This is a genomic window from Paraglaciecola sp., assembly GCF_039942875.1.
In the GTDB taxonomy this organism is placed as follows: domain Bacteria; phylum Pseudomonadota; class Gammaproteobacteria; order Enterobacterales; family Alteromonadaceae; genus Paraglaciecola.
This window is the reverse complement of sequence record NZ_JBDVBQ010000004.1, coordinates 49231-62770: the sequence shown is the minus strand read 5'-3', so window position 1 is coordinate 62770 and position 13540 is coordinate 49231. Positions and strand designations below refer to the sequence as shown.

The window sequence follows — 13540 nt, the reverse complement described above, 5'->3', positions numbered from 1 at the left end:
TTGATGAGTTTACCTTCAAATTCTGAGCTAAGTATTATTCAAAACCAGCTAAAAGCTCTCGTTAACAAAATACGTATGCGAGCATTACTACAGCGACTTATATATAGCTTGGTGTGTGTAGTAACAGTTTGGGCTGGATTTTATTTAACAATTGGTGATAACAACTGGCTTTACTGGGTACTCGCCTGCACTCCCCTGCTATTTTGCTGGCAACTAACATATACCTCTACATATCAAAAGATATCTGAGAAAGCCGTTTTACAGCACTTAAACAGAGAGTTTCCTGAATGTGAAGAAAGCGCACATTTAATTCTAGTGCCAGATGAATCTTTGAACTTACTGCAACGATTACAGAAAGCTCGCATAACCATTACAGTTAACGCTCTACTCGCTAAAGATTTATCTAGTAAGTTACCTGATTATCCTGCCCCAATAGCCGTTTCAGTCATTGGTTTTGTATTACTCGCTACTATTGCTATCAAATTTTTGGGTAATCAAGCTTCCCATAGCTCACCACCAAAAGTCATAGCTTTACACCAAGAGGCAGAGTCAACAGCGTCTATTCGTATTGAGTCGAGTGAAATTTCAGTTCAGCCACCGGCGTACACAGGGTTATCAAAGGTTGAAACCACAGACTTTAATTTACACCTTGTGGCTGGATCAACTGTGGTTTGGCAGCTTACATTATCATCAGACATACACGCTTCTGATTTAGGCCTTAAGATAGGTCAAGAGCAAGTCGAATTTACCAGAAATAGTGATGCTATCTACACTGCCAATGCTGAAATAAGTACGACTGGCATTTATTTTATTACCCATAGACAACACGCTATTTCAGACATTTTTACCTTGGAGGTGACAGCAGATACGCCCCCAAACATACGCTTTATTGAACCCACTCAAACCATAACTGAAATCCCCAAAAATGCAGTGCCTCACTTTGTTACAAAGGTGCAAATTCAAGATGACTTCGGCCTGAGTAAAGTAGAAATCTTAGGCTCAATTGCCAGTGGCTCAGGTGAATCAGTAAAATTTAGGGATCAAACCTTTGTGTTTGATTCACAAAAAACAGTCGATGGCCAAAATGAGTTTTTTAAAGAGTGGGATTTATCTGCACTAGGCATGCAACCGGGGGATGAACTTTACTTTAGCGTCAGAGCTTTCGACAATGCGTGGAAAAACAATCAGCCTGCACCACAACTTACTCGCTCTGCCAACAAAATAGTTAGATGGCTAGAAGACGAGCAAGAAGGCATACATAGTGAAGGTATTTTACTTGATTTTGTGCCCGAATATTTCAAAAGCCAACGGCAAATCATTATTGAGACCCAAGAATTAATTGCTAACCAAGATAGCATCAGTGAAAAAAGCTTCATTAATACCTCCCGTGCTTTAGGGACTGCACAAAGTGACCTTAAAAAGAAATATGGGCAATTTTTAGGTGATGAATTTGAGAGCGTCACCCTACACTCAATGGAAGCAGGGCCTAGCCACCACCATGAACAGAGTGAAAAAAACAAGGCTTTACCACACCCGTTACTAGAGGCCCATGAAACACAGGATGAACAAGAGGAGGCGCTACGTGAGGAAGCTGAATCTCGAAAACATCACCACAGCGAAAATGAATCCTCAAATGATAAGTCGGGTTACAATCAAGCTATAGAACAGTTTGGTCATGCACATGGCGCCACCGATGATGGCAACTTTGTAAAACGTGGTGTGCCTAGTCCAATTACCTTGATGAAACGCTCTATTGCCAACATGTGGCAAGCAGAGCTGCACTTACAATTAGCTGAGCCTGCTAACGCTTTACCCTTTGAGAACCAAGCTCTTGAATATTTAAACCGCGCGAAAAGAGCTGAGCGTATTTACGTTAAACGACTGGGGTTTGAACCGCCACCAGTATCAGAGAAAAGAAGATACCAAGGGGATTTATCGGAGGTCCTCAGCTATGAGCGTAAAGAACAAATTAAGCTAAAAAAACCAAACTTAGAAGCCATTAAGAGACTATTAAGTTTACTCAGCCATACCGCAACCAAGCAGACTAAAGAGTTGACTCAACAGCAAATAAACGATTTAAATGTAGTTAAGAACTACTTCACAGAGCAACTGGCTAATTCTCCGGAAGATATTGTCTTTATCGCCACCTTAGAAAAGATTAGTCTGACTGCTCAATTACCAATAGAAAACTGTAGCCAGTGCGCTGCAGATTTACGAACAAAATTATGGCAAGTTATACCAAAGCCTATTGCCGAACCCGCCCCCCACTCAAAAGCATACTTGCTCAACAACCCAACTGTGCAATATTTTAATGATTTTATGCAAGATAATAGACAGCAGGGGTCACCATGATCTTCTCCCTAGGTGAATTTGCAGCTAACCCAATAATGGCTCTGGTTTTATTGGTGTTGCTACTATTAACTCTTGGCACCAGTGCCTACCTGTCATTACAGCGACTGAAAAAACACTCATTGAGGCTTTTATTAGTTTGGCTGAGCTCTGCTGTAGCGAGTCTCTGTATTATCGCTTTAGCTATAGACATACAAGCGCCTATAAATACACAACCAACCAGCGTGCTCATTACCGAGGGCGTAACAGTTGAACAACTCAATACATTAGATGACGCACAAAACGTTTTCATTTTAGAACCTATTAGCAAGGACCTAATGAATCATCAAGCCATGCAACAAGGGATAGTCATTCAAGATGCTTTACAAATATTCAATCAAACTACGCCTTTACACGCTTTACATATTCTAGGCAGCGGCCTTAGTGAACAACAATGGCAACATCTAAATTCGGTGATACCTGCTAAAACCCTTGAGACAATAAACATAAACTTTTCACCTAAGCAGAAGGCGCTAGGCTTAGTTGATATCAGGTTTCAGAAAACCCTAACAGTTGGTGAGTTTCTTGAAATCACTGGGCGCTTACAAAGCGACACTCTTACTTCAAATGACAACATAATATTTGAATTAGCCCTACTCAACCCTATCGGTGAGGTGCTAACAACACAGAGGATTAGAACAGGTGAGACCTTTAATTTAAGTGCTCCAGTCAAAACCCAAGGGCAATGGTTGTATCGATTACAGTTAACCAACCCAAGCAAACAACTACTAATTGAAGACCCCCTAGCAGTACTCATTAATGCAAGTACGCCACTACAAGTTTTAGTTAAACAATCAGCCCCTTCTTTTGAGACTCGCCACTTTTCTAATTGGGCAAGTCAATTTGGTGTCAAACTGCTAATAGCGACTCAAATCAGTAAAAATAGAGATATCCAACAAGTCATCAACTTCAATGAAGAAGAGGTGGCAGCCCTTAACGAACCACTTACCGTAGAGTCCTTACAAAGCTTTGACTTGATAATACTAGATGGGCGAGCAGTATTAGATCTTTCAGATGAACAAATACAAACATTATCTGACTCAGTGCAACTAGGTTTAGGGGGGCTTATTTTAGTAGATAGTGAATTAGCAGCCGCTTGGCCCCTTAAACAAATTGAATGGTTAGATACACTGTCGATAACCCCTTTAGATATTGCAACCTATTCAAGTATTCCCAGTTGGCCCAACAGCAGTATCGAAGAAGCGATAGATATCAATAAAGCTAAAATAGACAGCGCTAGCCAACAAGTATTAGTCACGGGGAATGAGGGCCAAAGTATAGTAATTAAACAAAATGTAGGCCTTGGGAATATTGCCTTATCTTTAATAAATAGTAGCTATAGTTGGCAAACATCAGGAAAAACCAGTGAATATAGTCACTATTGGCAATCTTTACTCAGCCAATTAGCTCGGCCTAAACAATCTCTTCACTGGCAGTCAGAAGATACTGATCGTATTAACTTTGAGGACGCTTTATTTGTACAATGCCTGTATGGAGATGCCAATTCAGTTACATTTGCAACCTTAGTTAATCCCCAACAACCACAAGAGATACCGCTGACTAATCAGTTATTACAGCCCCAAAAGCATTGCTTGACTCTATGGCCTAACCAGAGCGGCTGGTACAGATTACAGGCATCAGCAGAGCCTAACGTTAAGCGAATAACTCGTTCCACAGCTAAAACAGTGGATACCTATGGCTACGTCTATTCCAAAGAAAACTGGCAAGCTTATCGACAATCCCAAGCGATAGCCGCCACTGAATACGTATTAAAAAATCATCAATACATAGCTAGCAGCAATTATTATAAAAACCTCAACAAATTCTGGGTATGGGTGGCATTAGTATTAGCATTAAGCATTTTATGGGTAGAACGGAAATTGTTTTAAGGCAGCTGAGCTAATTCAGTCAACTTTTAAATACACGAATCTCAAAACAACATAAATACCGCAGCTAAAGCCGTCATGGCTATCACTAACCAGCGATAGGTTTGTTCTGCAATGCGTTTTACCACCCACACCCCACACCACGCGCCCAAGGCAATAAATGGCAGGCAACTAAGATTTAATAAAAAAGAATTAACAGTAATGCTGTGCCAACCAAATATATGGAACGGCACTTTAAACACGTTTATGGCTAAAAAGAACCAAGCTGCCGTTCCTATAAACTCATTTTTAGGTAACCGCATACTTAATAAGTATAAAGCCATAATAGACCCCGCAAGGTTACCTATCATGGTGGTTATCCCACCCAATAACCCCATTAGTAGGGCGAACCATAAATAATCAGGAATACGCTCTTTATTGGCTTTTTCAATCCATATCATCATGGCTAAGCTAACAAAGATAATCACACTCATAATACTACGAAAGGCTTGATCATCTATTATTTGACCTAGCCAAGTACCGATAATTACACCTACTGCTGCCGATGGAAACAGCTTACCTAGATAGCCCCAATTAGCATGCCGGTGATAATAAAACACAGCAAAAACATCTGCCATGATCATCATTGGCAACATTAAGCCTGTTGACCCTTTACCACCGTAAATAAGCGCAAGTAAAGGCACAGCCAACATGACAATTCCATGTACACCCACTTTGGCCATGCCCACAAAAAACGCCACTAAACATAGTAGAGCCAAGTGTTGATAACTCAATGTATAGCCAAATAGCTCAATCATGCCTGACAAATACTGAAAAATGAGGCTCGAGTTAAAGATTGTAAATCTGCAGCACTAAGCTCAATCTCTAAGCCTCTGCGCCCTGCACTCACATAAATGGTAGAAAATTGGCTAGCGGACTCATCTATGACTGTTTTCAGCGCTTTCTTCTGGCCTAAAGGACTTACACCGCCTAACACATAACCAGTGCTACGTTGCACTTCTAACTTATCTGCCATTTCAGCTTTTTTGCCAGCACAGGCTTTGGCGAGGCTCTTCATACTTAACATAGAGTCCACTGGCACAACCGCCACAACTAACGTTGCCCCATCCAGTTTAACAACTAAAGTTTTAAACACTCGTTTAGAGGGAATATTTAGCTTTTCAGCAGCTTCTAACCCATATGACTGGCTAGAAGCATCATGTTGATACTCATGAACTTTAAAAACCACTTTGGCTTTTTTAACGCAGTTGATACCTGGAGTCATAGGTGCTTATTCGTCAGGCACACAATACTTTTGTAATCGAGCTTTGACTAAACGCACTTCACCCACATCCCCTTTCGCTTCAGCATCAACCATATCCATACGGGCTTCTTGGCACTTAACCTTGTTTGTTTCACGAAGTACAACAGCAGGGTCAGTTTCAAACTCCTTCATGCCATTTACCCCTAGATGTTTATCACTTTCGTCTTTATCTTTATTTGTAGATTCAGACGTCATGCTGCTACAACTAGTCAGTAGGATTAACAAAGTTATACATGATATTTTTTTATACATTTTTATTCCTTATTTGGTCTGAACTACAGACCTAAACTCATTTCATATGGCATATAATCATTCGGGATTATGCGCCACCTGTTTTGCTAACGCAGGTAATTCACCACTTAAGCCCATCGCATGTAGAATGATACTATTTTTTGCAAATGGAGCCTGTTCAGCCAAACTCAAACCCGCACCTCGAAACACCTTTTTAATCGGCTGACTTCCAGCAAACAAACGTTTGAAACCTTCCATTGAGGCCACCATTTTAAGGGCTTCAGTTTTGCGCCAACGTTCAAAAGGCCTTAAGTTTTTAGCTAGCGAAAAGTCTTTATTTTTATCAACCAAATTGTTTATATGCTCAGCTAAAGCCGCGGCGTCTAGTATACCTAAGTTCGCTCCCTGCCCGGCTAAAGGATGAATAGTATGGGCGGCATCACCAATTATGGCGACTCTGTCTTTAACCCATTGTCTGGTATAACGCATTTTAAGTGGGTAAGACTGCTTGTCACTCACCACTTCGCACAAACCTAAGCGCATATCAAAGTTAACACATAAGGCTTTATTAAACTCATCATCAGACATAGCCATTAATTCAGCGGCCCGAGCTTCGTCCTGCGACCAGACAATAGAACAATGATGTTGATCCCACAAAGGTAAAAAGGCTAATGGACCGGTAGGTGTAAAGACTTGTCTGGCGACATGTCCGTGAGGTAAGGTCGTTTTTACTGTTGCGATAATAGCGTGCTGATCATAGTCCCAAAAGGTATCGGAGAAATTTGCTAGCTTTTTAACTAATGAATTAGCCCCGTCAGCACCAATAACTAAACTGGCGCTAAGCTGGGTGTCATCATCCAAGCTAATAAAACACTCTTGTTTACCAAACACTAACTGATTGATTTTAGTGGGCGCTAAGACCTCAATACTTTGACTTTGCTCTGCTTGTTGCCACAAAGCATGTCTGATACCTTGGTTTTCAATTATGTAACCGAGTTGTGGTTGCTGAACTTGAGCAGCATCAAAGCTTATTTTGCCAAAACTATCTTTATCCCATACCGACATTTGCTGATAAGAAGTCAGTCTGCCTTTACCTAAATGTTGCCATGCTCCCAATGACTCTAAAATATTCTGAGATGCCAAGGTCAATGCACTGACTCGTAATTGAGGCTCGCCACCAGGAGCACCATCACTTGGGTGAGCATCTATCACAGCGATAGATAAGCCAGACGTTTCAAGTGCAAGGGCCTGAGTTAACCCCACAATTCCTCCGCCTACTATGGCAATATCAAAATGTAACATGGGTTTAATTGACCTTAAATATGTTAATTACCACGACTCATTATGCTTTCTATGTCGGCAATGGTTTTAGGGGCGGCTTGGGTCAAGTTTTCATAACCACTTTCGGTTATTAATAAATTGTCCTCAATGCGAATACCAATACCTTGCCATTTGCTGTCTACCTTTGCATCTGGCGCGATATAAATACCCGGCTCTACGGTTAAAACCATGCCAGCTTTTAAAGCCCTGTCTTCGTTATTGACTTTATAATGCCCAACATCATGAACATCTAACCCTAACCAGTGACTCAAGCCATGCATATAAAATTCTCGATAAGTAAGCAGCTCAATATTATCAGCAAGCTCACCTTGCAAAATACCTAGCTCTATCAGACCTTGAGTAATCACTTCTATGGCTAAATCACTGGCTTGCTTAATAGTATTGTTTGCTTTAAAGACACTAAATGCTTGTAACTGTGCTTTTAACACCAATTCATATAGCTGTTGTTGTGCTTCAGAAAACTTACCAGAAACAGGAAAAGTTCGTGTAATATCAGCAGCATAACCTTGTAACTCACAGCCGGCATCAATCAACACCAGATCACCATTAGCTAATGTTTGGTTGTTTTCGGTGTAATGTAATATACAGGCATTGTCACCACTTCCCACTATAGTGCCATAGGCAGGGTGTCTAGCACCTTGCATAGCAAACTCATGATGGATTTCGGCTTCTAAGTGAAATTCGTTTTTACCCGCTTCAGAAAACTTCATGGCTCGAATATGAGCTTGGCACGCAATCGCTGCCGCGTGGCGCATGACTTCAAGCTCGGCATCAGATTTTATTAAGCGCATTTCATCTAGAATAAGACGAATATCTATCACACTCGTAGGTGCTTGTTTACTTTGTTTTGGCGCATCACGGAGCGCTTGCATCACATCAAACACTAACTCATCAGCCCCGGGGTTATGACCTTGGGCAAAATACAAATGCTCATGGCCATCAACTAAAGCGAGTAATTTGTCATCTAACTCATCTAATGCAAAGGCCATATCGATTGCAAATTGCTCTTTAGCTTGTTTAGGACCAAAACGTCGGCCGTGCCAAATTTCTTGCAAGGGGTCTTTATCTAAACAAAATAGTACTGACAGCCCACCTTTATATTCACAATGGTTAGACAAAACTAAATAAGCATCAGGTTCTGGAAACCCAATTAAATATTGAAAATAGCTGTCTTGCCTAAAGGGAAACTCAGTGTCTCTGCTACGAGTGACCAAACTAGCGGCTGGCACTATGGCAATACTATTCGGTGACATAGCCTTCATAAGGCGTTGTTGGGATGCACTAAAATCAGTCGTATTCATATATTGATAACATCACTCTGTACTAAAAGAACTTATGGCTTGCTCACAAACTAATGTACTGTTTTTGGTTCACCTTGCTGCTGTTCTGGAGACTTACCCAGCTCGTTAAAACATAACATAGCTGTCACTCGCACATATTCCATCACTTCAAACAAAGCTTGTTCAGATTCTTCATCTTCGCTCATCTCTTCATCCATACGGGCGATTTCAGCGAAATCTTCTAGGCCTTCTTTCACATCATCGGAACAACCAGTTAGGTCTGCCTGATGTAAACCAAAACCTAACATAAACCCCTGCACCCAACTAAGCAGAGCTTGGCCACGCTCATTGATTGGGGCAGAGTCTTCAGGTAAGCATAGACTCAATGCAAAATCACTTTCTATCAACTGTTGACAGGTATCGTCATAAAGTTTTTTAAAAGCGCTTTGCACCTCAGCAGAAAAAGAGTCTCCCTGGTGAATAAAATCAGCCAAAGGTTCCATCCAATCTAAGCACTCTAGAGGCATACCACCTCCTAACATGCCACATACCATTCCTTGTACTTCGGCAGCACTGGTTAAAATATCGTTACGCTCTAATAGCGCAGAAAGGGTATCAAAAAGGTTAGTTGAAGTGTTCAAGATAAATTCTCAGTAATTCGATGGTGAGGAGCACAAGTAAAGCACCCCATAAACAAGCCTCTATGCTAACACTGTCGCTAAATTAAACCCAGTTGGGGAAAGGTATAAATCACACATAATCACGTTGCTCAACCCAAACTTTAGGTTTTAAAAAGTATAAGAAAGCTCATATGCCCCTAGTATATTCTTATACTTAAAGATTATAATAGCGCTGATGTTGGAGTTTAGTCAGAACAACATTTCAATAATTTTTCTAAGCCTCCTGGAATGTTAGCCAGTTTAGTAATGTCCCTGGCCGATGCTTTTTACCTAGGAAGTTGATTCCACTACTATTGTGCAAGCTTGGCTAGTACCAAGAAGCCTGAGGTAATGATGATACTTCCGCCCTGAACTTTCGGTTCACGGGCGAACACTAGACAGCGGCATTTTGGGAGGCACCCATTCGTCAACATAATGGATTTTGAAGGCAGTAAGATGAATCAAGAAGAGCAATTGAGAGTACACGGAAAAAATGCAATAGACGCCCTTTCTCCTATCGTAAAGTGGAAATATGATAGTTTTCAAAATGTCATGCTTGCAGAGTTCTCTGTAGATAAAGAAGAGCAAGTTTTAATTTCGCTACAACAGGTATTCCCAGACTCTTGGGACGCAAAAAGCATTAAAAAAGCACCAGCAAAAGTTAAACATTATGCAGGTCCCTTTGCGAAATTGGCAAAAAAGCAAAAACTATTAGCAGCAAACCTAAATAACCAAACCCGCATTATGGCTGCGTGGTGGCCATGGGGGCACGGCGCTACCGTTTCTGTCCGTTTGTTTTTAACAAACACCGAACCCTATGTAGAAAAACCCAGTTTACTCCATAAATTACGTCATCTTTTTGCCTAAAGTGGATTTCTACTGCAACTAGCTATAATTTACACTTGACCATATGGTCAGGTTTCAACTAAGATTTTGCCACTATACGCGTTGCCTTTATTTCTAGTCTAAAAATATTCAGTTAGAATATGGCCATTGCTCACTAATATTACATAACAAATAAGGCAATTTTATGGCCATCATTAACTTTGGTTCTATCAACATTGATCATGTTTATCGAGTAGATCACTTCGTTCAGCCTGGGGAAACTTTAGCTTCAAACGAATACCAATGTTTATTGGGTGGTAAAGGTGCCAATCAATCTATTGCCTTAGCAAGAGCGGGGGCAGATGTTCGCCACGTTGGAAAAATTAACGAATCAGATGTCGCGTTTAAGCAAAGCATGATACGCGATGGTATTAACTGTAAGCATATATCTTGCACTGAAACAGCATCAGGCCACGCCATTATTCAAGTCACTCCTTCTGCTGAAAATGCCATTGTATTGTTTGGTGGCGCAAATCAAGAGTTAACGTCAAAAGACGTAATGCATGCACTTGATGATGTGAAATCTAGCGATTGGGTGTTAACACAAAATGAAACCAGCTGCATCGATGAAGTCTTGCTACAGGCAAAAGAAAAAGGATTAAAAGTTGCGTTTAACCCTGCTCCTATGACCGAATCAGTTAAGCAATTACCCCATGAATGTATCGATTTATTAATCGTCAATGAGGTTGAAGCAGAAGAAATTTCAGGTCAAAGCAACCTAGATGATATCGAAGCCTATTTTCGTAATAACTGGGCTCATGCCGAAATACTTATCACCCTAGGCAAAGCTGGGGTTAGGATGCTCAAAAAAGACAAGAGTATTGATGTACCTGCCTTTTTAGTAGATGCGATAGACACCACAGCTGCTGGCGATACGTTTATTGGATACTTTTTATCTGCCTACAGTGAACATGCAGATACCAAAACCGCACTATCTAGAGCCTGTGCAGCTTCAGCCTTAGCAGTTATGAAAGCAGGCGCGGCGCAATCTATCCCTAACGAGAAAGACGTTGATCGCTTTCTTGCTAAACAATAATACTTACACTATTACCCCAAAGATTTTCAACGGAGAATTATTCTTATGAGTCACAAAATTATTCTTGATACCGATCCTGGTATCGATGATGCCATGGCAATCTTTTTTGCCTTTCAACATCCTGAAATTGATGTTCTGGGGCTAACCACTGTTTATGGGAATGTTCCTGTTGAAATGGCAGCAAAAAATGCGATAACTCTTTGTGACTTAGCAGGAAAAGATATTCCTGTTTGTAAAGGAGTAGGCATGCCTTGGGTCGGCCCAGAGTCAAGTTACGCGCATTTTGTTCATGGAGACGATGGCTTTGGAAATATTAACTTTCCGGCAGCAAAAGGTGAGCTAGACCCTCGCAGTTCTGCGCAGTTTATCGTAGATATGGCCCGTAAATATCCTGGTGAAATTACCATTGTAGCTATTGGCCCCCTTGGTAACCTAGCCTTAGCTTTGCGTTTAGAGCCAGAGCTACCAAAATTAGTTAAAGCCGTGTCTATTATGGGGGGAGCTGCATTTGTAAGAGGTAATGTGACGCCTGTTGCCGAAGCCAACATTTGGAATGATGCCCACGCTGCAGAAATTGTATTTGGCGCATCTTGGGAATTAAACATGTTTGGGCTTGATGTAACCAATTCATGCCCATTCAGCCCTGACTTCTTAAAGCAGTTACAACAGAACAACCAAAAACTAGGTGGTTTTGTTCACGATGCCGCACAATTTTATGTAGAGTTTTACTCACAAAACCGTGAAGAAGATGTATGCTTTTTCCACGATGCAATGCCTATTGCACACCTTGTCGACCCAAGCTTATTTGAGTTGCAAACTGGCCATGGCAGAGTATCAACAGACCCATTAAACAGAGGCCAAACCTCTATCGCACTTCCTAATACCACTGCCAGTCCAGATTGGTTAAACGCGGAGCTAGTGAATGTGGCTACTAAGGTAGATAACGAACGTCTAACCAAACTGTATTTAGATACTTACAAACTATAAGCTGTCAGCCTAGCTAAACTAAGAAGGTTGCGTTTAAGCAAATAAAACGCAACCTAAACTTATTGGATACCGCCGAGATGCCCAGCCTTAATCTGCGACTTCAGTTTCGCCAAAAACGTCAGCAACTATCCACAGCACAGCAGCATCAAGCCTCTGAGCAAGTGCTAGACACATGCCTACAACAACTTCACCTGCAACAAACCAACACCATAGCTTGTTACCTAGCAAACGACGGTGAAATTGATCCTCGATGTATAATTGAATATTGCTGGCAACACCAAAAAAGAGTGTTATTACCGGTATTACACCCTTTTTCTAAAGGTCACCTAGCGTTTGTTGAGTACCATCCTAATAGTGTAATGGTAGCCAACCAGTACGGTATTAAAGAGCCTGTTATTACTAGCCGTAATATATGCCCTCTTGCTGATATTGATTTAATCATGACTCCTTTAGTCGCATTTGACGCAGCAGGAAATCGGCTAGGTATGGGGGGTGGATACTACGACCGCTCTTTAGCCACAATAAAAAGAGACAAGTTAAACACACAATTAATTGGTTTAGCCCACACCTGTCAACAAGCAAGCTCTTTGGAAACGAACCATTGGGATATTCCCTTGCATGGTATAGCGACACCCACACAATTCTTCAAGACCTAAAATTGCGTTAGGGGTTCGTTGCCTAGCTAGGTTAGAATATTGTTAATATTCGCTTTAAGCTAAGTAAGTCATGACACAAGATCAAAAGAAACAAGCCGCTGCACAAGCGGCGATTAAATATGTCAAGCCAGAGTCAATCGTCGGCGTAGGAACAGGTTCAACCGTTAACTATTTTATCGATGCTTTAGCAGACATTAAACACGATATCATAGGTGCAGTTTCTAGCTCTGAAGCCTCTACATTACGTTTAAAAGCACTAGGCATCGATATATTTGAGCTCAACTCAGTAGATAAACTTGATGTCTATGTAGATGGCGCAGACGAAATTACCGAACATAAACATATGATAAAAGGTGGTGGCGCAGCCCTCACCCAAGAAAAAGTCGTAGCAGCAGTTGCGAAGCAATTTATTTGTATCATTGATGACACTAAACAAGTTCCTATTTTAGGAAAGTTTCCACTTCCTATAGAAGTCATACCTATGGCTCGTTCTTATGTGGCTCGAGAAATCGTCAAATTAGGAGGAGATCCTGAATACAGACAAGGCGTGGTTACCGACAATGGCAACGTTATTTTAGATATACATAATCTCACTATACTCAACCCTGTTGAGCTAGAAGAAAAACTTAACGCGATTGTGGGTGTAGTTACCAATGGTTTGTTTGCTCATCGCGGCGCTGACACAATACTAGTTGGCACAGAGAACGGAGTCACAACCATAGCATAAAGCTATATTCTGCCTATTTCTAATACTGGAACGTCACAATTAAAACGCTAGCTTCTTAATATTAAGAGAAAGCCTAGTGATGTTCCCAGCAGTATTACCCATTCACACCATGAAGCCAGATCAATTAAGCAAATAAAGTGTGATGACTAACCTTATCCATT

Annotated in this window: 13 protein-coding genes and 1 other RNA gene; 8 read left to right on the top strand and 6 right to left on the bottom strand. The window is 41.1% G+C overall.

From position 1 onward, the window contains the following. Positions 1-3 precede the first annotated feature (3 nt). Entirely contained in the window at positions 4-2352 is a 2349-nt protein-coding gene (locus ABJE44_RS00810; protein WP_348113068.1) for a hypothetical protein, read from the top strand. Beyond that, a complete protein-coding gene (locus ABJE44_RS00805) occupies positions 2349-4277 on the top strand; it encodes a hypothetical protein (RefSeq protein WP_348113070.1) in 1929 nt (642 codons plus the stop codon). The genes ABJE44_RS00810 and ABJE44_RS00805 overlap by 4 nt, the downstream gene beginning before the upstream one ends. A 41-nt stretch (positions 4278-4318) precedes the next feature. Here ABJE44_RS00805 and ABJE44_RS00800 read toward each other — a convergent pair whose 3' ends face one another. Genes ABJE44_RS00800 through ABJE44_RS00775 form a run of 6 tightly spaced genes read right to left on the bottom strand, consistent with a single transcriptional unit; the run spans position 4319 to position 9070 of the window. Then, positions 4319-5071: a sulfite exporter TauE/SafE family protein gene (locus ABJE44_RS00800; protein ID WP_348113072.1), complete on the bottom strand. Its 753-nt coding sequence runs from the start codon at positions 5069-5071 to the stop codon at positions 4319-4321. Then, positions 5068-5538 (bottom strand): Cys-tRNA(Pro) deacylase, encoded by a 471-nt coding sequence (gene ybaK / locus ABJE44_RS00795; RefSeq protein WP_348113074.1) that lies wholly within the window; start codon positions 5536-5538, stop codon positions 5068-5070. The genes ABJE44_RS00800 and ybaK overlap by 4 nt, the downstream gene beginning before the upstream one ends. Positions 5539-5544: 6 nt before the next feature. Next, on the bottom strand, positions 5545-5829 hold the full coding sequence (locus tag ABJE44_RS00790; protein WP_348113076.1) for a hypothetical protein: 285 nt from the start codon (positions 5827-5829) through the stop codon (positions 5545-5547). 57 nt (positions 5830-5886) lie between these two features. After that, a complete protein-coding gene (locus tag ABJE44_RS00785; protein WP_348113078.1) occupies positions 5887-7110 on the bottom strand; it encodes an FAD-dependent oxidoreductase in 1224 nt (407 codons plus the stop codon). A gap of 23 nt (positions 7111-7133) precedes the next feature. Next, on the bottom strand, positions 7134-8450 hold the full coding sequence (pepP, locus tag ABJE44_RS00780; RefSeq protein ID WP_348113080.1) for a Xaa-Pro aminopeptidase: 1317 nt from the start codon (positions 8448-8450) through the stop codon (positions 7134-7136). 50 nt (positions 8451-8500) lie between these two features. Beyond that, the gene (locus ABJE44_RS00775) at positions 8501-9070 is read right to left on the bottom strand and encodes a UPF0149 family protein (RefSeq protein WP_133470188.1); all 570 of its coding nucleotides are present in this window, start codon (positions 9068-9070) and stop codon (positions 8501-8503) included. A gap of 256 nt (positions 9071-9326) precedes the next feature. On the opposite strand from ABJE44_RS00775, the gene ssrS reads away from it, so the two are divergent. The 6 genes from ssrS to rpiA all read left to right on the top strand — a co-directional run bounded on the left by ssrS (position 9327) and on the right by rpiA (position 13379). After that, positions 9327-9508, top strand: a non-coding RNA gene (gene ssrS / locus ABJE44_RS00770) — 6S RNA. A gap of 36 nt (positions 9509-9544) precedes the next feature. Then, positions 9545-9955: a hypothetical protein gene (locus tag ABJE44_RS00765; RefSeq protein ID WP_348113082.1), complete on the top strand. Its 411-nt coding sequence runs from the start codon at positions 9545-9547 to the stop codon at positions 9953-9955. Positions 9956-10118: 163 nt separating this feature from the next. Then, on the top strand, positions 10119-11009 hold the full coding sequence (locus ABJE44_RS00760) for a ribokinase (RefSeq protein ID WP_348113084.1): 891 nt from the start codon (positions 10119-10121) through the stop codon (positions 11007-11009). A 45-nt stretch (positions 11010-11054) separates the two neighbouring features. Continuing rightward, a complete protein-coding gene (locus ABJE44_RS00755) occupies positions 11055-11996 on the top strand; it encodes a nucleoside hydrolase (protein WP_348113086.1) in 942 nt (313 codons plus the stop codon). A 77-nt stretch (positions 11997-12073) separates the two neighbouring features. Further along, positions 12074-12652 (top strand): 5-formyltetrahydrofolate cyclo-ligase, encoded by a 579-nt coding sequence (locus ABJE44_RS00750; protein WP_348113088.1) that lies wholly within the window; start codon positions 12074-12076, stop codon positions 12650-12652. 70 nt (positions 12653-12722) lie between these two features. Then, a complete protein-coding gene (gene rpiA / locus ABJE44_RS00745; protein WP_348113090.1) occupies positions 12723-13379 on the top strand; it encodes a ribose-5-phosphate isomerase RpiA in 657 nt (218 codons plus the stop codon). The last annotated feature ends 161 nt before the right edge of the window (positions 13380-13540 follow it).

What these genes read in the sequence shown, in the direction of transcription:
- ABJE44_RS00810 (WP_348113068.1), top strand. Translation starts at nt 4, where the DNA reads ATGAGTTTACCTTCAAATTCTGAGCTAAGTATTATTCAAAACCAGCTA.
- ABJE44_RS00805 (WP_348113070.1), top strand. Translation starts at nt 2,349, where the DNA reads ATGATCTTCTCCCTAGGTGAATTTGCAGCTAACCCAATAATGGCTCTG.
- ABJE44_RS00800 (WP_348113072.1), bottom strand. Translation starts at nt 5,071, where the DNA reads ATGATTGAGCTATTTGGCTATACATTGAGTTATCAACACTTGGCTCTA.
- ybaK (WP_348113074.1), bottom strand. Translation starts at nt 5,538, where the DNA reads ATGACTCCAGGTATCAACTGCGTTAAAAAAGCCAAAGTGGTTTTTAAA.
- ABJE44_RS00790 (WP_348113076.1), bottom strand. Translation starts at nt 5,829, where the DNA reads ATGTATAAAAAAATATCATGTATAACTTTGTTAATCCTACTGACTAGT.
- ABJE44_RS00785 (WP_348113078.1), bottom strand. Translation starts at nt 7,110, where the DNA reads ATGTTACATTTTGATATTGCCATAGTAGGCGGAGGAATTGTGGGGTTA.
- pepP (WP_348113080.1), bottom strand. Translation starts at nt 8,450, where the DNA reads ATGAATACGACTGATTTTAGTGCATCCCAACAACGCCTTATGAAGGCT.
- ABJE44_RS00765 (WP_348113082.1), top strand. Translation starts at nt 9,545, where the DNA reads ATGAATCAAGAAGAGCAATTGAGAGTACACGGAAAAAATGCAATAGAC.
- ABJE44_RS00760 (WP_348113084.1), top strand. Translation starts at nt 10,119, where the DNA reads ATGGCCATCATTAACTTTGGTTCTATCAACATTGATCATGTTTATCGA.
- ABJE44_RS00755 (WP_348113086.1), top strand. Translation starts at nt 11,055, where the DNA reads ATGAGTCACAAAATTATTCTTGATACCGATCCTGGTATCGATGATGCC.
- ABJE44_RS00750 (WP_348113088.1), top strand. Translation starts at nt 12,074, where the DNA reads ATGCCCAGCCTTAATCTGCGACTTCAGTTTCGCCAAAAACGTCAGCAA.
- rpiA (WP_348113090.1), top strand. Translation starts at nt 12,723, where the DNA reads ATGACACAAGATCAAAAGAAACAAGCCGCTGCACAAGCGGCGATTAAA.